The 23,441-nt window shown below is 70.3% G+C and carries 23 protein-coding genes; 11 read left to right on the top strand and 12 right to left on the bottom strand.

Going from position 1 to position 23,441, the window contains the following annotated elements; translation table 11 throughout:
- Positions 1-27: 27 nt before the first annotated feature.
- On the top strand, positions 28-624 hold the full coding sequence (locus DTO57_RS04480) for a uracil-DNA glycosylase family protein (protein ID WP_114116978.1): 597 nt from the start codon (positions 28-30) through the stop codon (positions 622-624).
- On the opposite strand, the gene DTO57_RS04475 is transcribed toward DTO57_RS04480, so the two are convergent.
- The 3 genes from DTO57_RS04475 to DTO57_RS04465 are packed head-to-tail and all read right to left on the bottom strand — an operon-like array spanning position 598 to position 2,529.
- Positions 598-1,788, bottom strand: a complete 1,191-nt coding sequence (locus DTO57_RS04475) for an MFS transporter (protein ID WP_114116977.1) — start codon at positions 1,786-1,788, stop codon at positions 598-600. The two genes, DTO57_RS04480 and DTO57_RS04475, sit on opposite strands and share 27 nt — an antisense overlap.
- Complete coding sequence (locus DTO57_RS04470; protein WP_114116976.1) at positions 1,785-2,192, bottom strand: MerR family transcriptional regulator; 408 nt, start codon at positions 2,190-2,192, stop codon at positions 1,785-1,787. Before DTO57_RS04470 ends, DTO57_RS04475 begins: the two co-directional genes overlap by 4 nt.
- Positions 2,173-2,529 (bottom strand): hypothetical protein, encoded by a 357-nt coding sequence (locus DTO57_RS04465; RefSeq protein ID WP_114116975.1) that lies wholly within the window; start codon positions 2,527-2,529, stop codon positions 2,173-2,175. Before DTO57_RS04465 ends, DTO57_RS04470 begins: the two co-directional genes overlap by 20 nt.
- Before the next feature lie 86 nt (positions 2,530-2,615).
- On the opposite strand from DTO57_RS04465, the gene DTO57_RS04460 reads away from it, so the two are divergent.
- From DTO57_RS04460 to DTO57_RS04445, 4 genes are read left to right on the top strand one after another with little or no spacing between them, the layout of a single operon-like run.
- A complete protein-coding gene (locus tag DTO57_RS04460; protein WP_114116974.1) occupies positions 2,616-3,011 on the top strand; it encodes a DUF1801 domain-containing protein in 396 nt (131 codons plus the stop codon).
- Positions 3,008-3,520, top strand: coding sequence for a hypothetical protein (locus DTO57_RS04455; protein WP_114116973.1), 513 nt, complete (start codon positions 3,008-3,010; stop codon positions 3,518-3,520). Before DTO57_RS04460 ends, DTO57_RS04455 begins: the two co-directional genes overlap by 4 nt.
- Before the next feature lie 43 nt (positions 3,521-3,563).
- Positions 3,564-4,136: a GNAT family N-acetyltransferase gene (locus DTO57_RS04450; RefSeq protein ID WP_114116972.1), complete on the top strand. Its 573-nt coding sequence runs from the start codon at positions 3,564-3,566 to the stop codon at positions 4,134-4,136.
- Positions 4,133-4,729 (top strand): GyrI-like domain-containing protein, encoded by a 597-nt coding sequence (locus tag DTO57_RS04445; RefSeq protein ID WP_114116971.1) that lies wholly within the window; start codon positions 4,133-4,135, stop codon positions 4,727-4,729. Before DTO57_RS04450 ends, DTO57_RS04445 begins: the two co-directional genes overlap by 4 nt.
- On the opposite strand, the gene cofD is transcribed toward DTO57_RS04445, so the two are convergent.
- The gene (cofD, locus tag DTO57_RS04440; RefSeq protein ID WP_114116970.1) at positions 4,726-5,673 is read right to left on the bottom strand and encodes a 2-phospho-L-lactate transferase; all 948 of its coding nucleotides are present in this window, start codon (positions 5,671-5,673) and stop codon (positions 4,726-4,728) included. The two genes, DTO57_RS04445 and cofD, sit on opposite strands and share 4 nt — an antisense overlap.
- A gap of 49 nt (positions 5,674-5,722) precedes the next feature.
- Complete coding sequence (locus DTO57_RS04435) at positions 5,723-6,802, bottom strand: FAD-dependent oxidoreductase (protein ID WP_114116969.1); 1,080 nt, start codon at positions 6,800-6,802, stop codon at positions 5,723-5,725.
- Between the two features lie 189 nt (positions 6,803-6,991).
- Here DTO57_RS04435 and DTO57_RS04430 point away from each other — a divergent pair, with 189 nt between their 5' ends.
- Positions 6,992-7,972 carry a hypothetical protein gene (locus tag DTO57_RS04430; protein WP_114116968.1) on the top strand — a complete coding sequence of 327 codons (981 nt, stop codon included), beginning with the start codon at positions 6,992-6,994 and terminating at the stop codon, positions 7,970-7,972.
- 57 nt (positions 7,973-8,029) lie between these two features.
- On the opposite strand, the gene DTO57_RS04425 is transcribed toward DTO57_RS04430, so the two are convergent.
- The 3 genes from DTO57_RS04425 to DTO57_RS04415 all read right to left on the bottom strand — a co-directional run bounded on the left by DTO57_RS04425 (position 8,030) and on the right by DTO57_RS04415 (position 10,692).
- On the bottom strand, positions 8,030-9,100 hold the full coding sequence (locus DTO57_RS04425; RefSeq protein WP_114116967.1) for a GNAT family N-acetyltransferase: 1,071 nt from the start codon (positions 9,098-9,100) through the stop codon (positions 8,030-8,032).
- A gap of 100 nt (positions 9,101-9,200) precedes the next feature.
- Positions 9,201-10,268 carry a GNAT family N-acetyltransferase gene (locus tag DTO57_RS04420; protein WP_114116966.1) on the bottom strand — a complete coding sequence of 356 codons (1,068 nt, stop codon included), beginning with the start codon at positions 10,266-10,268 and terminating at the stop codon, positions 9,201-9,203.
- A gap of 166 nt (positions 10,269-10,434) precedes the next feature.
- A complete protein-coding gene (locus DTO57_RS04415; RefSeq protein WP_114116965.1) occupies positions 10,435-10,692 on the bottom strand; it encodes a hypothetical protein in 258 nt (85 codons plus the stop codon).
- A 502-nt stretch (positions 10,693-11,194) separates the two neighbouring features.
- On the opposite strand from DTO57_RS04415, the gene smc reads away from it, so the two are divergent.
- From smc to DTO57_RS04390, 5 genes are all read left to right on the top strand, one after another.
- On the top strand, positions 11,195-14,656 hold the full coding sequence (smc, locus tag DTO57_RS04410) for a chromosome segregation protein SMC (protein ID WP_114116964.1): 3,462 nt from the start codon (positions 11,195-11,197) through the stop codon (positions 14,654-14,656).
- Positions 14,653-15,771: a class I SAM-dependent methyltransferase gene (locus DTO57_RS04405; RefSeq protein ID WP_114116963.1), complete on the top strand. Its 1,119-nt coding sequence runs from the start codon at positions 14,653-14,655 to the stop codon at positions 15,769-15,771. The genes smc and DTO57_RS04405 overlap by 4 nt, the downstream gene beginning before the upstream one ends.
- A 67-nt stretch (positions 15,772-15,838) precedes the next feature.
- A complete protein-coding gene (locus DTO57_RS04400; RefSeq protein WP_114116962.1) occupies positions 15,839-17,035 on the top strand; it encodes an ATP-binding protein in 1,197 nt (398 codons plus the stop codon).
- A 28-nt stretch (positions 17,036-17,063) separates the two neighbouring features.
- Positions 17,064-17,933 (top strand): signal recognition particle-docking protein FtsY, encoded by an 870-nt coding sequence (gene ftsY, locus DTO57_RS04395; protein ID WP_114116961.1) that lies wholly within the window; start codon positions 17,064-17,066, stop codon positions 17,931-17,933.
- 49 nt (positions 17,934-17,982) lie between these two features.
- On the top strand, positions 17,983-18,483 hold the full coding sequence (locus tag DTO57_RS04390) for a DUF2004 domain-containing protein (protein ID WP_114116960.1): 501 nt from the start codon (positions 17,983-17,985) through the stop codon (positions 18,481-18,483).
- Here the strand turns inward: DTO57_RS04390 and DTO57_RS04385 are convergent, their stop codons facing one another.
- The 4 genes from DTO57_RS04385 to DTO57_RS04370 are packed head-to-tail and all read right to left on the bottom strand — an operon-like array spanning position 18,484 to position 23,379.
- Positions 18,484-19,950, bottom strand: coding sequence for an ATP-binding cassette domain-containing protein (locus tag DTO57_RS04385; protein ID WP_114116959.1), 1,467 nt, complete (start codon positions 19,948-19,950; stop codon positions 18,484-18,486).
- Positions 19,947-20,747, bottom strand: coding sequence for an ABC transporter permease (locus DTO57_RS04380; protein WP_229730559.1), 801 nt, complete (start codon positions 20,745-20,747; stop codon positions 19,947-19,949). Before DTO57_RS04380 ends, DTO57_RS04385 begins: the two co-directional genes overlap by 4 nt.
- Positions 20,744-21,733 (bottom strand): ABC transporter permease, encoded by a 990-nt coding sequence (locus DTO57_RS04375; protein ID WP_229730561.1) that lies wholly within the window; start codon positions 21,731-21,733, stop codon positions 20,744-20,746. Before DTO57_RS04375 ends, DTO57_RS04380 begins: the two co-directional genes overlap by 4 nt.
- On the bottom strand, positions 21,730-23,379 hold the full coding sequence (locus DTO57_RS04370) for an ABC transporter substrate-binding protein (protein WP_114116958.1): 1,650 nt from the start codon (positions 23,377-23,379) through the stop codon (positions 21,730-21,732). The genes DTO57_RS04375 and DTO57_RS04370 overlap by 4 nt, the downstream gene beginning before the upstream one ends.
- Positions 23,380-23,441 lie beyond the last annotated feature (62 nt).

Below are 23,441 nucleotides of genomic sequence, written 5' to 3'. Positions count from 1 at the left end.
CGACCCGAACAGGAGGATGATCGAGGCATGGGCTTTGAGGAGATTCGCCAGCAGATCATCGACGATCTGGACAACGCGAGCGCCACCGCGCGCGGGATCCTGCCGCTCTATACCGCCGGATCCGGGGCGCGGATCGCGCTCGTCGGCCAGGCGCCCGGGCGCAAGGCCGAGGAATCGGGCGTCGCGTGGGACGACGCGAGCGGCGTCACGCTCAAGTCGTGGCTCGGCGTGAGCGACGAGCAGTTCCGCGACACCAACCTGTTCACGATCCTGCCGATGGACTTCTACTATCCCGGCAAGGCCGCGACGGGCGACGCCCCGCCGCGCAAGGGCTTCGCGGACACCTGGCACCCGCGGCTGCTCGAACTCATGCCCGACGTGAGCCTGACGATTCTCATCGGCAGCTACGCGCAGAAGCACTATCTCGGCAAGCGCGCGGCCCGAAACCTCACCGAGACGGTGCGGGGCTACGCCGACTACCTGCCCGAGTTCTTCCCGCTCGTACACCCCTCGCCGCTGAACTTCCGATGGCAGGCCAAGAACCCATGGTTCGAACGGGAGGTCGTGCCGGCGCTGCGGGAGCGCGTCGCCGAGGCGCTAGGCAACGGCGTGCCTGCCGCGTGACATGACGACGAGCCCGATCGCGGAGAGCAGCGCGTAGGCGGCGGGCGCGAGGAACACGAGGGGCAGGCCGCCGAGGCTGACGCCGAGCGCGCCCGTCGCACCGCCGATGGCGCTCGCGATGGCCGTCGCGCTCATGAAGATCGCCGAGGCGGTCGCGACGGCCTCGGGCAGGAGGCGTTGCGCGACGACGATGCCGAGGCCCGCGAAGATGCCCCACACACCGCCCATGAGGATCTGGCCGGCGAAGAGCCCGACGGGGCCGCTCGAGAACGCGAAGAAAAGGTTCGCGACGACGCCGAAGATGGCGCCGAACACCATGAGCCGCATGAGGCCGATCCGGCGCGCGACGACGACCGCCACGGGCATGAGGATGAGCTCGATGAGCGGCTGGATGCCGATGATCGCTCCGGCGATTGCGGCGGAGACGTGCAGGTTCCGATCCATGTGGATCGGCAAATACGCGTACTTGATGGGCTCGCCCGCGTAGACGAGCACGTAGAGCCCCGTGAAGGCGATCACGGGCAACAACCGGCGGTTCCCGGGGCGCGCGTTCGGCGCGTCGCCGTGGGCGGCGACCGGGGCTCGGTCGCGGAGGAAACCCATGGGGATGATCTGGGCGAAGCATGCGGCCGCGGTGAGGAGCAGCATGGTCGACAGGCTCGTGACCGACGCGAGCCACGAGCCGAGTACGGGGCCGATGACCCATCCTGCGGTGAGCGCCATGCGCACGATCGAGATGATGCCGTCGGCGACCTTCTCGTCGCCGCGGGCGCGGATCTCGTCGTGCACGGCCGCGAAGAGCTGGGATCCGGCGGCGCCCGCGAAGCCGAGCACGAGCGCGCTCACGACGAACGGCACCCACGCGGCCGTCGATGTTGCGATGAGGATCCAGCCGGCCGCGCCGGCGATCGCACATATCCGGAAGAGCCCGAGCCTGTTGCCGGTGTGGTCGGAGCGGCGCCCCACGAGAAAGCCGGCCACGGGCGCGGCGAGGTTGGTGAGGTAGTACAGGCCCGCCATGCCGAGTGGCACGCCCAGGTCTTCGACGAGGAATCGCGCGATCTGCGGCGCGGCCATCGACGCGCCGAGCCCGTCGAGGAGCAGCGCGATTGTGGCGCCCGCGTAGAGGCGATCATGCGCGACGGTGCGCAGCGAAGAGGTCATGCGGATCCTTCGAAGGCGTCGAGTGGCACGTCGGGCCAGGGCTCGCCGGCGTCGAGTTCGCCGCGCCACGAGGCGAGCTGCGCCCGGGCGGTGTCGATTGCGAGCTGCTTGTCGTTGAGCGATGCCTCGAGGTCGGCGATTGCCTCGCGCATTGCCCCGACCCGGGCGCGCGCCGTCGTCGTGCCGTCCTTGACCCCGAGGACCCGCTGCACCTCGGCGATGCTGAAACCGACCGAGCGCAGTGCGGTGACGACGTGTAACTGGTCGAGGGTTTGCTCGGTGTAGCTGCGGCGCCCCGCCGAGTCGCGGTCGGCCGGCGGCACGAGCCCGATGCGCTCGTAGTAGCGCAGGGTGTCGTGCGTGAGGCCGGAGCGCCGTGCGACTTCACCGATGGAGAGCGACATACCAGAAGTAGAACACGAGCACGACGACGAGGAGCGCGGCGCGCACAAGGTGGTGCGCGAGGTGGAACTCGCCGATTGCGTGGCCCCAGACCAGCGGGCCCGCGACGACGGCCGCGGCCGTGACCGCGACGAGTGGAACGACGAGCGTGAGCGGCCCGCGCGCGAGCACGACGCTCGCGACCGCACCGAGGAAGCCGACCGCGTAGAGGGTCCACGAGGCGAGGTACGCGGGGAGCTCGAGGTCGTGTGCGCGGGCCTCGCCCGGAATGCCGATGGCGGCGACGAGCTGGAGGAGGGCGACGAGCGCCATGGGGATGAGGAGTAGGAGAGTGATCATGTCTCGGACGGTATGACCTGGAGCGCACTCCAGGTCAAGCCCGCGAGGGTAGTTTTTGGTTACGGCGATGGTTTACCCTGTGCCGTATGGCGAAGACGCACCCGCACATCGAGTCGCCCACCCCGGAAGATCTGACCCGCGTGGCCGGAGAACGGCCCCTTGTCGACGTGTACCTCGCCCTGCACCAGCTCGTCATCGACACGCTCCCCGGCATCGCCAACTCGGTCGACACCGTCGACGCCGCCATCGGATACGGCGCCCACCAGTACGGGTACAACGGCTGGGGCATGGCGGCCGTGATGCCGTACACCAAGTGGGTCTCGCTGACGCTCATGAAGGGCTCCCAGCTCGACGACCCGGCGGGGCTCCTCACCGGATCCGCCTCGATGCGCCACATCAAGCTCGCCTCCCTCGAAGACCTAGAAGCCAGGCGCGACGGCATCGTCGCCCTCACCATCGCAGCATCGGAGATGAACTCATGACCCTTTCGCCCGACGTCGTCCAGCGGATCGCGGCCCTCGGCGGATCCGGAACCACGCTCGAGGAACTGCAGTTCCCGAAGCCCCTGCTCTTCGCCGATTGGGCCGACTACGCCGAGGAAGACGTGTTCACGGCGCTCGCCGCGGATCCGTCGAAGGCGTCGACGCTCGTCACCTACCCCGACCTGGCCTGGAACGTGACCCGTTTCACGCCCTTCACCCCGGGCACGCCCGACCACGAGGAGTGGGACGGCACGATCGACGCCGAACCGCTGACCGAGCTCTGCGGCGTCGAGGCGCCGACGGTCGTGCTGCTCGGATACTCCGACGGCTTCCCGAACTACTACTTCACGATCGCCGAGGATCCGAACCCGGAGAACCCCGCGATCTACACGACCGACCACGAGGACTACTTCGGCGAGGTCGAGGAGTTCGGCACCCTCTCGGAGCTGCTCGAGGGCTTCCTCACGCCGGAGGAGTTCGAGGAGTCTGTGCGCGAAGCCCTCGCGTGAGGCGGGGCCTTGCGTCTCGGCCACAGTCAACGAGAATGAGCGCATGGGCATCATCGTGCAACCGGCGACGGACTTCGATGCCGTCGCGACCCTCGTCGGGCCGAAGAATCCCGAATCGAACGTCTGCTTCTGCCTGAGCTACCGCCTGGGGAGCAAGGCCAACAACGCTCTCCGCGGCCCCGCGCGGGCCGAGCGCGTGCGCGAGCTGTGTCACGAGGATCCGCCGCCCGGGGTGATCGCCTACCGCGACGGCGAGCCCGTGGGGTGGGCCGCCGTGCACCCGCGGGCGGATACGAGCTTCGCCCGCAATCGGCGGATCCCGCACGTCGACGACCTCGACGTCTGGTCGCTCTGGTGCTTCCGCGTGCGGCCGGGCTACCGCAAGCAGGGCATCATGCACGAGCTCGTCGAGGGCGCGGTCGACCTCGCCCGCTCGCACGGCGCCCCCGCGATCGAGGGATATCCCGTCGACAACCGCGGCGAACGCGTCGACCTCACGATGGCCTACGTCGGCACGCGCTCGCTGTTCGAAGCCGCGGGCTTCGAGATGGTCTCCGAGACGACCTCCGTCTTGGCCGGATACCCGCGGGTGATCATGCGGAAGACGCTCGCGTGAAGATCGACCTGAAGAAGTCGGATGACGCGTATCGCGCTCGCCGCGGCGAGTTCCGGATCCTCGCGGTGCCCGAGGCACGCTATCTCGCGGTCGACGGATCCGGGGATCCGAACACCGCACCCGCGTACCGCGCCGCGCTCGAGGCGCTCTATCCGCTCGCGTACGCGCTGAAGTTCGTGGCCCGCGACGCGCTCGGAAGAGACCACGTGGTGCCGCCGCTCGAGGGCCTCTGGTGGGCCGACGACATGGACGCATTCACCTCGCGGCGGGATAAAAGCTCGTGGCGCTGGACGATGATGATCGCCGTGCCATCGTGGATCCCGGGCGAGATTGTCGATGCCGCGCGCGAGAGGGCCGGGGATCGCTCTCCGGCTGTCGAGCTTCGATCGCTGACCGAGGGCACCTGCGTGCAGACGCTTCACGTCGGGCCATTCGACGACGAGGGGCCCGTCATCGAGGCGATGCACTCTCACGCGCTCGCCGACGGGTACCGCCTCGCCGGCACGCACCACGAGATCTATCTCAGCGACCCACGCCGCACGGCGCCGGAACGCCTGCGCACCATCCTGCGGCAACCGGTGGCCCTCGCTTAGCGCGCGAGCGCGACGGCGTCGCGCGCGACCTGCGCCGACGAGGCGGGGTCGCGTAACCACAGGGGCACCGCGCGGGTGCGGATCCCCAACGCGGTGAGCGGATCCACCGCCGCCGCGTCTGTTTCGTCGACGAGCCATCCGTCGAGGATCCCGCCCGCCTTTCGCGCGCCATAGTGTTCCGCGACCGCGCGGGCGGAGGTCTCGACGCCGATCGCCGAGAGGCAGGCGTCGGCCATGCCGCGGACGACGGACCCGTCGATGATGCCCGAGACGCCGACGATCTTGGCGCGGGCACCCCGGAGGAGGTCGCGCATTCCGGGCACCGCGAGCACAGGCCCGATCGAGACGACGGGGTTCGAGGGGGCGAGGAGGATCACGTCGGCGTTCTCGATCGCCTCGCGGGCGCCCTCGCTCGGGGCGGCACTGGCGATGTTTAGCTGCTCGAAGCCGCGCGCGGGGATCTGTGAACGGTGCTTCACCCACCACTCCTGGAAGTGGATCCGGCCCTCGTCGGTGATGACCTGCGTGTCGATCTCGGTATCGGTCGCGGGGTGCAGCGTGACGCCGAGATCCCAGCGGGATCCGAGGCGGCGGTACACGTCGCTGACGCTCTCGCCCGCGCGCAGCCACGCGGTGCGAGCGATGTGCGTGCCGAGGTCGAGGTCACCGAGGGTGAACCACTCGGGCGCCGTGCCCCAGGCGTGGAGCTCGCCGGCGACGCGCTCGGTCTCATCGGAGCGGCCCCAGCCGCGCACCGTGTCGTTCACGCCGGCGAGGGCATAGAGCAGACTGTCGTGATCGGGGGCGATGCGGAGCCCCGAGACCCACCAGTCGTCGGCGGTGTTGACGACGACGTCGATGGAGTCTTCGCTACTGACGTATTCGCGGAGCCCGAGCACGAACCGGGCGCAGCCGACGCCCCCGCCGATCACTGTGATGCGCATATCCCTACGCTATCCGCCCGAACGCACAAGCTTTTCGCGAGCGCCTACGTTATTTCATGTTCGCTGGGGCATTTTGTGTGCGTTCGGCGAGGTAGCGGCCGAGCGCCCGCGCCGCATCGCGACCGGCGCGGTTCGCCCCGACGGTCGACTGGCTCGGGCCGAAGCCGATGAGGTGCACGCGCGGCTCGCCCCACACCTCCGTGCCGGTCATGCGGATCCCGCCGAGCTCGTTCACGAGGAACAGCGGATCCAGGTGCGCGATGTCGGCGCGGAACCCCGTCGCCCAAAGGATTACGTCGACGGGCGTGAAGGATCCGTCGGCCTCGCGGACGCCGTCGGGCTCGATCGCGGTGAACATGGGGCGGCGCACGAGCACGCCGCGGTCGCGGGCGGCGATCGTGTAGTCGGTCCAGCCGAGGCCCGTGTAACCGACGATGCTGCCCGACGGTAGGCCCGCCTCGACCGCGGCCGTGACCTTCTCGATGGTGTCGCGGCCCGTCGTCTCGGGCGTGAACTCGCCATCGGTGAAGACGGGCTCGCGGCGCGTGTACCAGAGGGTGTCAGTGACGCGCGAGATCTCCTCGAGCAGCTGCACGCCCGAGATGCCGCCGCCGACGATCGCGACGCGCTGGCCGCGGAAATCCTCGAGGCGCGTGTAGTCGCGGGTGTGAAGCTGGCGCCCGCGGAACGTGTCGGCGCCCGGGTAATGGGGAAGGAGCGGGTTGTTCCACGTGCCCGTGGCGTTGATGATCGCGCGGGTACGCCAGGAACCGGCGGCGGTCGCGACGATGAGGTCGCCGCGCTCATCCTCATCGGCGTATTCGACGCTCGCCACGCGCACGGGGCGGCGCACGTCGAGGTCGTGCGCGCGCTCGAACTCGGCGAAGTATCGCGGGACGGCGTCGCGCGACGGCTCCCGCGGATCCATCTCGGGCTGCCGCATGCCCGGCAGGTCGAAGATCTTGTTGAGCTTGCCGACCGAGAGCGACTCCCATCGGTGCTGCCACGCGCCGCCGGGTGCCGGGTTCGCGTCGGAGACGACGTGATCGATCCCCAGGCGCTTCAGATGGTAGGCGGCAGACAGCCCGGCCTGCCCGGCCCCAATAACGACAACGCTCGCGAACTCCACACTGGATGCAACTACGCAGGCCCGGGATCATTCCCCGCCCCGGCTCGCACCCTCGCCCCTCCCGCCGAACGCACAAGATTTACGCGAGTGCCTACGTTATTTCGTAGGCGTTCGGGCAAAGCTTGTTCTTTCGACGCGGTTACTCACAGGCACGAACGCCACGGGCACCGTTCTTGGCACCATGTGGTCATGAAAACCTTCGCCCGCCGCTCGCTCGTGGAATTCGGCACCACCGACCACGACCTCCAGACGTTCGTCGCGGACGGGCGCATCGAGCGGATCCGCCACGGGCACTACGCCGCCTCGCAGGAATGGCGCGACGCGTATGTCGAAGAGCGGCAGCGCGCGCTGGCGCTCGCCGCGACTGACGCGGCAACGGATCCGCCGGTCGCGTGCCGCGCGACAGCGGCGGCGGTGCACGGGCTGCCGCTGTTCCGGATCCGCGACGACGGCGTCGCACACCTGCTGACGGGCGAAAGCGGATCCGGTACCCGCAGCGAAGCGGTCGTGCGTCACCGGGATCGGTGGGATGGCGAGAGCGTCGAGGTTGACGGAGTGCGCGCGACGACGCTCGTCCGAACGGTGTTCGACGTGGCGCGGACTGCGTCTCTGGCCGCGGGCCTGGCGTGTGCCGACGCGGCGATCCATCGAGTCGCGGCGACCGATCGGTTCCACGTCGTCGACGAGGAGAAGGCCGAGCAGTTCAGGGACGAGCTGCGCGCGCTCATCGGGTGCTATCCCGGAGCCCGCGGGATCACGAATGCCCGCTTCATCGCCGATGTCATGGATCCGCGGGCGGATTCTCCCGGCGAGAGCGTGAGCCGTCTCTATCTGATTCAGTCGGGGATCGACGACGTGGGGCTGCAGGTGCCCGTGACCGGCGCGACCGGACGCCACTATTTTGTCGACTTCGAGATCCAGGGCGTGCTGGGTGAGTTCGACGGCGCCGCGAAGTATCAGAACCCCGACATGCGCGAGGGCCGCACGCCCGAGCAGATCGTCATCGACGAGAAGCGACGCGAAGACGATATCCGCGGAGTCTCGGGCCAACGCCTGATCCGATGGACGTTCGAGGAACTCTCGTCCCGGTCGGCGTTCCTCGCCTTCCTGGGGCGGAGCGGGATCCACCCCCGCCAACGCACAAGATTTATCCGAACGGATACGAAATAACGTAGGCGTTCGGGCAAATCTTGTGCGTTCGGCGGGCCTGACGGCCTGAGTCCAGGCTCAGAGCTGCTTGCTCCAGGTTCCCTCCCAGAACGCGGGCGTGAAGCCGACGGCCTCGTTCACGTCGAGCATCGGCCGGTTCTCTTCGGCGTTGAACGTGAACACCGACGGGCTGTCCGGGGCCACATCGAGCCAGCGCACAAGTCCGAGCGCCTTCACTACCGTGCCGAGCCGGTGCCCGCGGTGCTCCTCGAGCACGAGCGTGCCGCCGTTCTCCGTCGGCTTCGCGCGATCGGATCCGACGACCAGTTCGTTGAACGCGACCATGGTGCCAGTCGGGCGGTGCACGACCGCGGCGACGCAGAACAGATGGCCCACGCGTTCGTGACGCTCGTCGCGCGTACGGATCCGGTCGGCGTCCCAGGTCTGCTCTTCGACGTCGATGTCGCCCGAAGGCACGTCGGTCGACATGCGGGAGACGGCATACGCATAGGCGTCGACGTACTCGTCGGGGGTGCGGCCCGACCACCACACGGGTGCGTAGTCGTCGCCCGCGAAGGCGAGGGCGTCGTCGAGGATCCTCTGGATCCGCGATGGATCCTCGGGACGCGCGAAGACGCTCGCTCGCTCGACGAGACCGAGCGAGTATCCGCGGTCGAGCATAAACCGCGCGCGCGGATCATGCCGCGGCACGCAGCCGATGCCCGACGTCGGCCGGAGGAGGTCTGCTTCGTCGAGCGTCGAGGCATCACCGCGCGTCGCGACGTAGTCGATCAGGCGGTCGCGCCCCAGGGCCGCGGCCTCCCGCTCGAGGGCCTCGTAGAGCGCATCCGCGAGAGAGGGGTCCCCGTAGTCGGGATCCGTCGCGACGACGAGCTCGGCCTCATGAGACGTCGAGTTGTCGAACGACAGCGACGCGGCTCCGACGATCCGCTCGCCGTCGTGGGCAGTGAATGCCCTCACGGTCGAATAGGTCGTGTTGTGCAGGAGCGCGAGCAGACCTTCGGCGGTCCACTCGAGCAGCGGGATCCCCGCATCGCGGGCGTACGACGAGGTCAGGATGCGGGCATGCTCCCGCAGCTCCGCGTTCACGGAGTGGGGAACGCGCAGCGGGGTGATGGTGAAGGTCATGTCTTCCTTGCGAGTGGCGCTCGAACGCACAAGCTTTGTCCGAGCGGATATGAAATAACGTAGGCTTTCGCGTAAAGCTTGTGCGTTCGGCGAGATGGGGCTAGAGCTGCCTGCTCCACGTGCCCTCCCAGAAGAGGGGCGTGAAGCCCACGGCCTCGTTGACGTCGAGCATGTAGCGGTTCTCGACGGCGTTGAACGTGACGACCGCCGGCGACGACGGCGCGAGGTCGAGCCAGCGCAAGAGCCCCAGGCACTTGACGATGGTGCCGAGGCGGTGGCCGCGGTGATTCGAGAGCGCGATCGTGCCGTAGTTCGCCGTCGTCTCGGTGCGATCCGGCGGGATGACCAGCTCGTTGAACGCCACGATCTGCCCCGTCGGCCGGTGCACCACCGCCGCGATCGCCCACAGCTCGCCCGTCGGCTCGACCCGGGCCTCGCGCGCGCGAACGCGCGCCGCGTCCCACGACTGCTCCTCGACCGAGAGCTCGCCGTGGGGCACGTCGGTCGACATGCGCGAGACGGCATACGCATACGCGTCGACGTACTCGTCGGGGGTGCGGCCCGACCACCACACGGGTACGTAGTCGGATCCGGCGACCGCGCTCGCCGCATGGAGTCGCCTCTCGAGCTTGGCCGGATCCGTTCCGCGCCGGAACACGCTGCACCGCTCGACCTGTCCGAGCGCGTATCCGCGGCCGAGCAAGATCTGCACGAGCGGCGCCGCGCGTAGCACGCCGCCGAACCCCGAGGGCGGGCGGAGGATCTCGGCGTCGTCGTGCTGGTCGATGTCGACGGGCGACGAGATGTAGATCTGCGCGTTGGTGCGGCCGAGGGCGCGGGCCTCGCCCTCGGCGTGCGCGAGGAGCGCCTCGAACAGCGACGGATCCGCCGGATCCGTCGACACCGCGAGCTGCACATCGCGCGCCGTCGAGAGGTCGTACTCGAGCGACGCGGCGCCGACGAGTTCGCCGCCCCGGCGGGCGACGAAGCCGTCGATGACGCGGTGGGTGCGCGTGACGTACTCGGAGTGCATCACGGCCGCGTCCCACGGCAACAGCGCGGATCCGGATTCGCGCTCGTAGGCGCGGTTGAGCAGCGCGACGTACGCGCGCCACGACTCGTCGTCGGCCGACGCGGGCACGACGAGGGGCTCGATGGTGACGCTCATGCGACTCCTTCCGAGGGTCGCCAGAAAACGTCGCCTGAGCGCCCCGCGAGGCGACGTTTCTTGGCGACCCAGTAGGGGTGGGCCGAGTGAGGGGCGACCCGGTGGGTGTGGGCCGAGTGAGGGGCGACCCGGTTGGTGGGGGCGACCCCGTGGGTGTGCGAGGGCATCAGCGGGCGATGGGCGGGAAGGGGCGCTGGTGCGTGGCCAGTGCCCGGTCGATCTCGCGGCGGGCGGCCTCGGACGGGTGCGGGCGATAGCCCGATACGTCCGGGCCGAGGGGCGCCGCGGGGCGGGTGCCCCACACGAGCAGCGCCAAGCCGATGCGCATCGCGATGCGGTCGGCAAGCGCGGTGCGGGGCGTGCGGTTTTGCAGGTCCAGCGCCACGGTCGTACTCGGCGGGTGGGAGGTGAGTGTGATGTTCACGTGTGTCTCCGAAAAAGGAAAGACGGATCCTGCCGGCGGTCGCCGGCCAGGGGAGCGGTGCGCGGAGAGGGGGCCGCGGGCCGCAGGGTGAGGAAAAGGGGATCCCGAAGGGAGGGATCGCTCAGAAGACGCGGCAATGCCGCTACGGGCGGAAGCCCGGGGAAACCGAGAGGCGGAACGCTTCTATCGGTTGCCGGCGAGGGCGATTCCGTTGCCGCGCGAATCTCGCTGAGCGGGGCCGGAAGCGCTGATGTTCTTCGTGAAAGTAATCATCTTCGCCTCCTCCTCTCGGCTCTGCGGGTGATTGGGCCCGGAACGGTTATCTGCGGGAAAAACACTACGCACGTTCCGGCGCGCGCGTCAAGGTATTTCTCAGATTTCGGCGTGTCCCGCGTCTTTCCGCGGGGCCTCAGGTGCGGGCGAATAGGGTGAATCAGTCGTGCGCACCGGGATGGGCGCACGAAAAAGCACGCTCGGGCAGCGCACGGACGAAGGGGGAGGCATGCATCTCAAAAGCCTGACCCTCAAGGGATTCAAGTCGTTCGCGAAGCCGACGACCTTCGCGCTCGAGCCGGGCGTGACGGCGATCGTCGGCCCGAACGGATCCGGGAAGTCGAACGTCGTCGACGCCCTCGCCTGGGTGATGGGCGAGCAGGGCGCGAAGAGCCTGCGCGGCGGCAAGATGGAGGACGTCATCTTCGCCGGCACGGCCACGCGCGGACCGCTCGGCCGCGCTGAGGTGCAGCTGACGATCGACAACGCCGACGGGGCGCTGCCGATCGAGTACAGCGAGGTTTCGATCCGCCGCACGCTGTTCCGCAACGGCCAGAGCGAGTACGCGATCAACGGCGAGACCTGCCGCCTTCTTGACGTGCAGGAGCTTCTGAGCGACTCGGGCCTCGGGCGCGAGATGCACGTCATCGTCGGGCAGGGGCGCCTCGATACGGTGCTGCGGGCGACGCCGGAGGAACGGCGCGGCTTCATCGAGGAGGCCGCGGGCATTCTCAAGCACCGCCGCCGCAAGGAAAAGACGCTGCGCAAGCTCGAGGCGATGGAGCAGAACCTTGCGCGCCTCAACGACCTCGCGGGCGAGCTCCGCCGCCAGCTGAAGCCGCTCGGCCGCCAGGCCGAGGTGGCGCGCCAGGCGCAGACGATCGCGGACGAGGTGCGCGACGCGAAGTCGCGCCTCTTCGCCGACGACGTCGTGCGCCTGCGAACCGAGCTCTCGGACCACGCCCGCGGCGAGCAGGAGCGCCACACCGAGCGCGTCGCCCTCGAGGAACAGGCGACGGGGATCCGCGCCCGCATCTCGCACCTCGAGCGCGAGCAGACGGCCCGCGCGGTCGACGGGGCGCAGAAGACGCTCTTCGCGCTCGAGCAGGTGCAGGAGCGGATCCGCGGGCTCTCGACGCTCGCGACGCAGCGACTTGCGCTGCTCGGATCCGACGACGACGCCGATAGCCACCACGTCACCGTCTCGCAGCAGGCCATCGATGCCGCCCACGAGGAGGTCGTGCGGCTGACCGACGCGGTCGGCGAGGCCGACGACGCCGTCGCGGCCGCGAGCCGCGAGCTCGCGAGGGCCCGCGCCGCGCTCGACGCGACCGACACCGAGATCGCCGCGCAGAGCGCCCGCGTCTCGGAGTACGACATGCGGATCACGACCCTGCGGGGCGCGTCCGAGGCCGCGGATCAGACGCTCGCGGCCGTGCGCGAGGGCGTCGTTCGCCAGCAGGCCGCCCTCGACGCCGCGAACGCGCGCCGCGCGGAGACCCAGATGGCGTTCGACGAGCTCGAGGCCGTCGAGGTCTCCGAGGAGGCGGCCGCTCGCCTGCAAGAGGCATACGAGCGGGCGCAGGCCGCGGTGAGCTCCGCCGAGGGCGCCCTCGAAGAGGTCCGCGGCGCCCACCGAGATGCCGAGCGCGAGGCCGACGCCCTCGAGGCGAAGGCGCGCGCACTCAGCTCGGCGCTCGACATCAAGAACGCCGCCAGCGCGATCATCGCGCGCGGCGGCGACGGGATCCGCGGGCTCGTGAGCGAGTCGGTGCAGGTGCGCGCGGGGTACGAGGCGGCGATCGAGGCCGCCCTCGGATCCCTCGCGAGCGGCGTGCTCGTCGACGGCCGCGACACGGCCTTCGACGTCGCGGGCTCGACGGGCGACGACGGATCCGTCGACGTCGCGATCGCGGACGCGCCGCCCGCGGGCGAGCTGAGCGCCGGATCCCTCGAGCGCGCCGTCGACGTCGTGACGGCGCCGGACGGCGTGCTCGGCGTGCTCGGAGCCGTGCTGATTGCCCCCGACCTCGCGGCCGCGCGCGCGGCGCTCGACACCGTGCCGGATCACGCGACGATCGTCACGCTCTCGGGCGAGATCGTCACGCACCGCACCATCCGCGCCGGATCCGGTGGCGGTCAGTCGCGCCTCGCCCTGCAGGCCGAGCGCGACGACGCGACGGCCCGCCTCGCCGAGCTGCGCACGCGGGTCGAGGGCTTCGGCGGCGAGCGGCGCGAGAAGCAGGACGCGCTCCAGGCGGCGCGCGCCGCGCAGAAGGACGCACTGCAGGCGCTCCGTGACCACGACGCCAAGCTCGCGCAGGAGGCCGAGCGGATCAACCGCGTCACGGTGCGCCACGAGTCGGCGATCGCCGAGTGCGAGCGCCTCGCCGCGGGCGTCGCGTCGGCGGCCGATTCGGTGGCCGACTCCGAGCGCCGCGCCGCCGAGGCGCGCCGCGCCCTCGAGGACGCGCAGGCGGATCCGCGCCCCGTGCTCGACGCGTCGACCCGCGAGCCGCTCGCGGCCGGCGTCGAGCGCGCCCGCGAGGCCGAGATGGCCGCGAAGCTCGAGGTCGAGACGACGAAGGAGCGCGTGCGCGCCGCGAAGACGCACGCGGCCGGGCTCGAGCGCCAGCGCGTGCGCGAGCAGGAGGCGGCGGAGCACGCCGCCCGCCGCGCGGTTCTGCGGCGTCGCCAGCGCGACATCGCGCAGGGCGTCGCGGACCAGCTCCCGGCGCTCCTCGGGTCCGTCTCGCGCTCCGTCGCCGAGGCCCGCGACGCGCTCGGCGAGGCCCAGCGCGTGCGCGGCGCCGTCTCGAGCGAGCTGCGCCAGCTCCGCGAAAGCGAGTCGGGGATCCGCGAGCGGCTCGCCCGCATCACCGAGAGCGTGCACGGCCTCGAGCTGCAGATCCACGAGAAGAAGCTGCACCTGACGAGCCTGCTCGAGCGCGTGCAGTCGGAGCTCGGCATGGGCGAGGAGATCCTCGTCGCCGAGTACGGTCCCGGCGTGCCCCTCGACGACGGCGAGACCTTTGAGAGGCCCGCGCAGGAGCGCCGCCTCCGCGCCGCCGAGAAGCAACTGGCCCAGCTGGGCCGCGTCAACCCGCTCGCGCTCGAGGAGTTCGATGCGCTCGAGCAGCGCCACAAGTTCCTCGTCGAGCAGCTCGATGACCTCGTGAAGACCCGCAAGGACCTCATGACGATCATCGCCGACCTCGACGAGCGCATGCAGACGATCTTCGCCGACGCGTTCGCAGACACGCAGGAGGCGTTCGGCGAGATGTTCCCGATCCTGTTCCCGGGTGGCGAGGGCTCGATCACGCTGACGAACCCCGACGACATGCTGACGACGGGCATCGAGGTCTCGGTCAAGCCCGCGGGCAAGAAGATCGAGCGGCTCTCGCTGCTCTCGGGCGGCGAGCGATCCCTCGCGGCCGTCGCGCTCCTCACCGCGATCTTCAAGGCCCGGCCGAGCCCGTTCTACATCCTCGACGAGGTCGAGGCGGCGCTCGACGACGCGAACCTCGGCCGCCTGCTCGGGGTCTTCGAGAAGCTCCGCGAGAACAGCCAGCTACTCGTCATTACCCACCAGAAGCGCACGATGGAGATCGCCGACGCGCTCTACGGCGTCTCGATGCGCCAGGACGGCGTCTCGGCGGTCGTCGGCCAGCGCATTGGAGAAAACGCGTGACCCCCGAAGCCGCATACGACGCGATCCACGATCGGCTGAGCCGCTGGCCCGACGTCGAGACGCACGACCTCGTCGCCGCCGATCAGAGCGACCGACTGATCCTCGCCGAGGCGGGCGAGATCCCGGGCGAGGTCGCGATCGTCGGCGATCGCTACGGCGCGCTCGCCCTGTCGATCCTGACCGCGGCGCCCGAGACGCGGATCCGGATGCACCAGGATCCGATCACGGGCGAGCGCGCGCTCGCGAACAACGCCGCCGAGCTCGGCATCGACCTCGCGGGGGTCACGTGGCACGGCCTCGACGCCTCGCTCGCGGGCGGCGCGGGGCTCGTCATCGGGCAGCTCCCGCGCGGCCTCGGGGCGCTCGACGAGATCGCGGGCGTCGTCGCCGATCACGCGGATCCGGCGGTGCGGATGGTGTTCGGCGGCCGCGTCAAGCACATGACGCCGTCGATGAACGACGTGCTGCGGGTGCACTTCGGCGACGTGCGCGCGAGCCGCGGCGTCGGCAAGTCGCGCGCGCTGCACGCGGCCTCGCCGGTTCGCGGAGCGGGGGATCCGTGGCCGCGCCGCGCCGACCATGATGGGCTCGCCCTCGTGGCGCACGGCGCCGCGTTCGCGGGCACGGATCTCGACGTCGGCACGCGCTTCCTGCTCACCTTCCTCGACCGGATCCCGAGCGTGGCCGCGGCGATCGACCTCGGCTGCGGCACCGGAGCGATCTCGGCGTCGTACGCGCTCGCGAACCCCGAGGCGCGCGTGATCGCGACCGATCGCTCGGCCGCGGCGGCCGCGTCGGCCGAGAAGACGATGGCGGCGAACGGCGTCGAGGCGCGCGTGAGCGTCGTGCGCGACGACGGTCTCGGATCGCAGCCCGACGGATCCGCCGACCTCGTGCTGCTGAACCCGCCGTTCCACTCGGGGAACGCCGTGACCGACGAGATCGCCCCGCGGCTCTTCGCCGACGCCGCGCGCGTGCTGCGGCCGGGCGGCGAGCTGTGGGTCGTGTGGAACAGCCACCTGCGGTACCGTCCGCAGCTCGAGCGGCTCGTGGGCGAGACGCGCCAGATCGGCCGCAACGCGACGTTCACGGTGACGGCGTCACAAAGGGGTTGAGGCCCGACGCCCGCACCCTTATAGTTCTTTATAAATCGGCCAATTGTAAAGAACGATAAGGTTCCTCATGCTTCCTTCGCCGTACACCCCGAGCGACATGCCGCGCGTCTTCATCGGCCGCGAGCGCGAGCGGGAGGAGCTGCGCGACACGCTCGCCCGGGTGATCGCGTTCGGCGATATGGGCGGGCCCCTCACTATCGTGACGGGTCCGCGCGGGCTCGGCAAGACGTCGCTCTTGCGCGAGGTCAGCGCCAACGCCGAGCGCGAGGGCTTCGTCGTGGCCTGGGTCGCGGGCGTCAAGCACCAGGCCTTCATGACCGACGTCATCGACCAGGTCTCGCGCTCGATGCGGCGGGCCGGCATGGGCGCAGAGGGGCGGCGCAAGGCGAAGCTCGAGGCGCTCACGCTCGAGGTCGGCGTCGGAATCGCAAAGGTGCAGGCGAAGCTCGCCACGGCGCACAAGGATCCGGCGCCGACGGGCGCGCTGCTCGGCCCCGTCGAGGACTTCCTGCACGAGGCGTCGACGTCGATCCGCGAGCGGGGAGGGGCGGGCCTGCTCATCGTCATCGACGAGCTGCACGCCCCGCTCGAGCCCCGCACCTCGGGCTCGCGCGCCGCCGAGAAGGCGCCGCTGCTCGACGCCGCGATCCTGCTCAACGTGATCCAGAACATGAGCGGCGACCGCGCGCGGTACCCGCTCGCGGTCCTGGGCGCCGGGCTCCCGCAGACGAAGACCGCGCTCACGCAGGCGGCGACGTTCGGCGAGCGGATCCGCGAGATCGTCCTCACCGAGTTCGACAGCGCCGTGTCGGCCGCCGTACTCACGGAGGCGGCGCGCCCGCTGAGCGTGACGTGGGATCCGGAAGCGGTCGCGCTCGGCGTCGACAACGCCGACGGCTACCCGCAGGCACTGCAGCTCATCGGCGCCGAGACGTGGAAGGTCGCGCGGCCCCGCATGGGCGATGTGATTCGGCGCGAGCACGTTGAGCAGAGCCTGCCGCAGGTGGCCGAGTCGATGCGGTCGATGTTCCTGACGCGCTGGAACATCGCGACGACCAGCGAGCGGGCCTTCCTCCGCGCGATGGCCGAGGCCGAGGGAGAGTTCGTGTCGCGCGCCGCGATCGCCGAGCGCCTCGGGGTAGAGAGCACTGACCTCAGCATGGCGCGTAGCTCGCTGATCTACAAGGGAATCATCGAGCCGGCCGGCCGCGGCCAGCTACGCTTCACGATTCCGGGCTTCGACGCATTCGTGCTCGACCAGTAGGCGGCGGGCGGCCCGATAGACTGGGGACATGGCAGAAAAGTGGTCCCTCGGTCGTGCCCTCCGCGGCATGTTCGTCAAGGAAACAATCGACGAAAACACGTGGGACGACCTTGAGACGGCGCTCATCACGGCCGACTTCGGCCCCGACATCGCCGAGGCCCTCATCGAGGACATGCGCGAGAAGGTCGCGCGCTTCCAGACCGAGGATCCGAAGGACCTCAAGCGCATGCTCGTCGAGGCGCTCGAAGACCGCTTCGCGAAGTTCGACTCGACGCTGAAGCTCACCGAGCGCCCCGCCGTCGTGCTCGTCGTGGGCGTGAACGGCGTCGGCAAGACGACCACGATCGGCAAGTTCGCGAACTTCCTGAAGCGCTACGGCCGATCGATCGTCGTCGGCGCCGCCGACACGTTCCGCGCGGCCGCCGTCGAGCAGCTCGCGACGTGGGCCGAGCGCGGCGGCGCGCAGATCGTGCGCCCCGAGCGCGAGGGGCAGGATCCGGCCTCGGTCGCGTACCAGACCATCGAGTACGCGAAGCGCACCGGCACCGAGATCGTGCTCGTCGACACCGCTGGCCGCCTGCACACGAAGGCCGGCCTCATGGACGAACTCGAGAAGGTGCGCCGCGTCATCGAAAAGCAGGCGCCCATCAGCGAGGTGCTGCTCGTGCTCGACGCGACGACGGGCCAGAACGGCGTCATGCAGGCCGAGGCCTTCCTCGAGCACGCCGGCGTGACGGGCCTCGTGATCACGAAGCTCGACGGATCCGCGAAGGGCGGTTTCGTGCTGGCGGTGCAGGAGCGCACCGGCATCCCCGTCAAGCTCATCGGCGAGGGCGAGGGCATCGGCGACATCTCCGGCTTCACCCCGTCGGCGTTCGCGGCCAGCCTCGTCGGCTGATCCGATTTCTTTCGGCCCATTCGGCTGGCACACGTGATTGAGTAGACGCATGGCGATCGAACACGACTACTTCGGACTGCTCGAGTCCGGTCCCGACGGCGCGATCTTCTGGAGCGAGAACGTCGACCTCGGCGACATGCGCGTCACGGTCGACCTGACGGCGCCAGACGAGGAAGACATCACCCAGGCGGCGCTCGACTCGGCGGCCTCGCTGATCGTGGGGCTCGAGATCCTCGATCGTCGCGCGCGCGACTTCATGTTGCGCGAGGTCGACAACAGGGCGAGCGACGTGACCGAGTACGTGCTCGACATGACCGAGCGCTACGGCGACGACATCGACGATTACCTCATCGACGTCTCGGGCGACGCCCCCGTCGACGTCATCCGCTCCATGGAGCTGATGAGCATGACGATCCTCGCCGACGAACACGGCACGGAGGAGGGCTTCGCGGTGCTCGAGTACACCTTCGACGCCGACGAAAACGATGACGTGCTCTTCGTCAACATCTCCGCACAGGGCGTGGTCCTGTCGGTGACGAACGAGAAGTAATCACCCCGCCGCGATGAGCTCGCGCGTGAACGGATCCTGCGGGTCCGCGTAGACGCGCTCCGTGGGGCCCGTTTCGACGACGCGGCCGTTCTTCATGACGAGCACGCGGTCGCTGACCTGTCGCACGACGGCCAGGTCGTGCGAGATGAACACCATCGCGAGGCCGTCGCGCCGCTGCAGATCGAGCAGCAGGTCGAGGATGCCGGCCTGCGTCGTCACGTCGAGCGCGGAGACGGGCTCGTCGCACACGAGCACGTCGGGGCGAGCCGCGAGCGCGCGGGCGATCGCGACGCGCTGGCGCTGTCCGCCCGAGAGCCTGGCGGGCCGGCGCGCGAGGAGCCCCGCGTCGAGCCCGACGCGTTCCATGAGCTCTTCGGGAGTGGCCCCGCCCTCGCGGCGCGAGAGCGAGAGAATCTTCCGCACGGTGTGCCGGGGGTCGAACGAGCCCAGCGGATCCTGCGGCACGAGCCGAACCCGGTTCGCGGAGCGCTCGACGGATCCTGCGTCGGCGCGCTCGGCGCCAATAAGGAGCCGCGCGAGGGTCGATTTTCCGGATCCGGATTCGCCGACGACGCCGACCGTCTCGCCCGCGTGCACGTCGACGTCGGCTCCGTCGACGGCGGTCGTCGATGCGTATCGGCGCACGAGGCCGCGAGCGGTGATGAGGGCGTCGCCGGGGGAGTGAGCCGTGGGCTTCGCCCCGTGCGGGATCGCGGCAAGCAGCGCGCGCGTCGTCGGGTGTGCCGGCGACCCGAGCACCGCGGCGGCATCGCCCTGCTCGATGAGGCGGCCGCCCTCCATGACCGCGACGCGGTCGGCGGTGCGACGGACGGCGGCGAGGTCGTGCGTGATAAAGATCACGGCGGCGCCGCCGGCGGCGAGTTCGCGGAGGAGGTCGAGGATCCGCGCCGCGACGGTCGCGTCGAGCGCCGTCGTCGGCTCGTCGGCGATGATGAGGCGCGCGCCGCCGACGATCGCCGAGGCGATGAGCACGCGCTGCCGCATGCCGCCGGAGAGTTCGCCGGAGCGCCGGGGGAGCAGGGCGGATCCATCCGGCAGGCCCGCGCGGCCGAGCGCCTCGACGACGCGCGGCCGGCGCTCGCGCCGCGGCACGCGCTGGATCTGCAGCGTCTCGCCCACCTCGGCCGAGACGGTGCGTAGCGGGTCGAGCGACTGCAGCGCGTCCTGCAGGACGAGCCCGATTTCGGATCCGCGGAGCCCGCGCCAGGCGCGCTGGCCGGCCCGGCGCATGTCGCGACCGTCGAACTCGAGGGCGTCGGCCGCGACGCGGCCGTCGCGCTGCGTGAGCCCGAGGAGTGAGCGCGCGAGCACCGACTTCCCGGCGCCCGATTCGCCGACGATGCTGAGCACCTCGCCGGGCCGCACGTCCAGCGAGACGCCGTCGACGACGCGGCCCGCGCCGGGCAGATCGACGCTGAGGTTCGAGACGGTCAGGAGCGCGCTCATGCGGCGGATCCCTTCGACATGCGGCGCCCGAGCACCGTCAGGGCCGTGGCGGTGACGACGATCGCGAGACCGGGGAAGAGCGTCATCCAGGGGGCGTTGAGGAGGTAAACGCGGCCGGCGTTGAGCATGGATCCCCACTCGGGGCTCGGCGGCGAGGCCCCGAGGCCGAGGAAGCTGAGCGCCGAGACCCACACGATCGCCTGGCCGATGCCGAGGGTGATCATCGCCGCGAGCGGCCACACGGTATTGGGCAGGGTGTGCCGCGCGAAGACACGCACGGGGCCGACACCCTCGTGGCGCGCGTAGGCGACGAAGTCGCTGCCGGAGACCTGGCGCACGCGCGAGCGCACCATGCGGGCATAACCGGGCGCCGTTGCGAGGCCGATCGCGAGGATAGAGCTTCCGGGCCCGGGGCCGATCACAGCAACGAACAGCAGCGCCATGACGAGCGTCGGCAGGGCGTAGAGCACCTCGACGACGCGGGTGATCGCGGCGTCGAGGAAGCGCGGCCCGAGGCCGGAGCAGAAGCCGAGCACGAGGCCGAGGCCGACGCCGATCCCCGTCGCGGCGAGCCCGATTCCGGCCGAGAGCCGCGCGCCGTGCAGCACGCGGGAGAGCACGTCGCGGCCCGACTCGTCGGTGCCGAAGAGGTGCGAGAGGCTCGGTGACTGGAACGCATCGACGGGCGAGATCTCGAGGGGGCTCGCGGGCGCGACGAGGCCCGGCGCCGCGACCGCGACGAGAATCAGCGCGACGACGGCGAGCGAGACGGCGCCCGACAGGCCGAGCCGCCTCACGATCCCACCGCCACGATCGGGGAGGAACGCCTGCGGCGCTTCAGCCGCGGATCCGCGACGAGCTCGAGGGCGTCGGTCGCGATCATCACGACGACGTAGATCAGCGCGACCATCACGATGGCGCCGACCATGACGGGCACGTCGCGGCCGAGCGCCGCGTCCTGCAACAACCGGCCGAGGCCGGGACGGGCGAAGAGCACCTCGACGACGAGCGCGCCGGAGAGCAGGCCACCGAACGCCCAACCTGAGAGCGAGATCGCGGGCAGGATCGCGTGGCGCAGCGTGTGCCGGATGAGCACGCGCGGCTCGCCCGCGCCTCGCGCGCGGGCGGTCGTCGCGAATGGCGCCGCGTCGGCGTCGTCGAGGGCGTCGCGCGAGACCTGCGAGAGGAAGCCCGCGATCGGCACCGCGAGCGTGACGACGGGCATGACGAGCGACGCCGGGTCGTTGCCCGCGCTCGTCGCGGGCAGCCACCGCAAGGTGGAGGCGAAGAGCATGATCATGACGGCGCCGAGCCAGAACTGCGGCGCGACGCTCGCGACGATCTCCATGCCGCGCACGACGGCCGACACGACGCGTCCGGCGCGCCCCCGCACGACCGCCTGGAGCAGCGCGCCCACGAGTGCGAGGATCCAGGCGGCCGCGAGCGCGAGCACGGCGAGCAGGGTCGTGGATCCGATCTGCTCGCCGATGAGCTCGGCGACGGGGCGGTGCTTCGCGAACGAGTCACCAAAGTCGAGCGTCGCGATGTCGCGTAGCTGCAACAGGTATTGCACGAAGAGCGGCTTATCGAAGCCGTACTGCGTGACGGCGGCCTGCACGGCCTCGGCGCTGGCCTGCGAGCCAGGCCCGCCGAGCACCGCCTGCAGGGGATCGCCGGTCATCCGCATGGCGAAGAACACGACGGTCGCGACGAGCCAGACCACGAGAATCGCGGATCCGATCTTCGCCGCGATCCATCGTGCGACGCCAGCGGGAGAGGTCACTGCGTGAGGGAGGCGTTGATGAGGGTCGGCGTGTTGATCGTCGCGATCGGCACGACGCCGTCGACGCCCTTCGTCAGGTAGTGGTTCTGCTCGTCGTAGATCGGCATGGCGGCGTACGAGGCGAGGATGAGCTTCTGCGCGTCGGTGTACAGCTCGCGGCGCTCGTCGTTGTCGGTCGTCGCGAGCGCCTTCTCGAGCAGCTCGTCGACCTCGGGGTCGTTGAGGCCCGAGAGGTTTGCGAAGTAGCCGGAGGGCTCGGGCGTGCGGCTATCGGAGTGGTACGTGATGCGCAGCACGTCGGGGCCAACGGTCGTGTACGGCGCCGAGACGGCCTCGTAGTCGAACGCGAAGAGGTTGCCGTACCAGCCCCACAGGTCGGTCACGTTGAGCTGCACGTCGAAACCTACCTTGGCGGTGTTGGCCTGGATCTGCTCGAACAGCGACTGCTCGGCCTGCGTCGACTGGTTGCTCGCGACGGGGAAGCGCACCGTGAGCTTCTCGCCGTCCTTCTCGCGGATGCCGTCGTCGCCCATGACCCAGCCGGCCTCGTCGAGCAGCTCGTTCGCGCGGTCGACGTCGGTCGTGAAGAGCGACTCGTCGGAGTAGGCGAAGGGCTCGACGCTCGAGAGCACCGAGTAGGAGCGCTCGGCGGTGCCGGCGAAGAGGGTCTCGATTCCGGGCGTCGGGTCGGCCGAGCGCACGAACGCCTCGCGCACGCGGATGTCGTCGAAGGGCGCCTGCGTCATGTTGAGCTCGACGCGGTTCGACGCGGCCGCGCGGGGCGCGTTGATGTGGGTGATGCCCTGGGCCTCGGCCGAGACGATGTCGGTCGGCAGCGGGCTGTCGACCATCTGCACCTCGCCCGAGACGAGCGCGGCCTGGCGGGTCGCGGCGTCGGGGATAAAGCGCCATTCGATCGCGTCGAGGTAGGCGGCGCCGTCGTGGTCGGCCTCGGGCGCCGTGGTCACGTAGTCGTCGTTGCGCGTCAGCATGATCGACTCCTGCGGCGTCCACTCGCCGTAGACGAACGGGCCGGTGCCGATGGGGGCGAGGCAGTTCTCGTCCTTGCCGCGCTCGAGGCCGGCGGGCGACTCCATGGCGGCCCAGTGCTGGCTCAGCACCTCGAGCAGCGCCGACTTCGGGCTCGACAGGTTGAGCGTGAGGTGCGTGTCGTCGTCGATGTCGACGCTCTCGACCTCCTTGACGGCGATCCGGCCGGTCGACGAACCCGTCTCCGGATCCTGCATGTGCTCGATGTTGACCTTCACGGCCTCCGCGTTGAACGGCGTGCCGTCGGTGAAGGTGATGCCGTCCTTCAGCACGATGTCCCAGCTCAGGCCGTCGTCGCTGACGGTGCCCGACTCGGCGAGCCAGGGCACGATCTCGCCGTCGGCCGAGCGGCCGAAGAGGGGCTCGAGCACCTGCGTCGCGAGCAGCGCCTGCGACCAGTAACCGCCGACGTGCGGGTCGAGGCAGCTCGGTTCGCCGTAACCCGTCGCGTAGACGAGCGTGCCGCCCTCCGTGGCCTGGGTGGGCGCCGACGAGGCGCTCGAATCGGTGCCGCCATCCGACGCGGAACAGCCCGCGGCGAGCAGGGCAACGGAAGCGAGCGCGAGTGTCGGCAGGGCGCGACGGAACAGAGGCATGACATCCCCTCAACGGTGAATTAGACGATGTCCAGAATATGGACCATCGTTCAGTCTATCCG

The sequence above is a fragment of the Microbacterium sorbitolivorans genome (assembly GCF_003327285.1).
Taxonomy (GTDB): Bacteria; Actinomycetota; Actinomycetes; order Actinomycetales; family Microbacteriaceae; genus Microbacterium; species Microbacterium sorbitolivorans.
The sequence above is the reverse complement of the archived record's forward strand: the minus strand, read 5'-3'. Positions and strand labels throughout refer to the sequence as shown.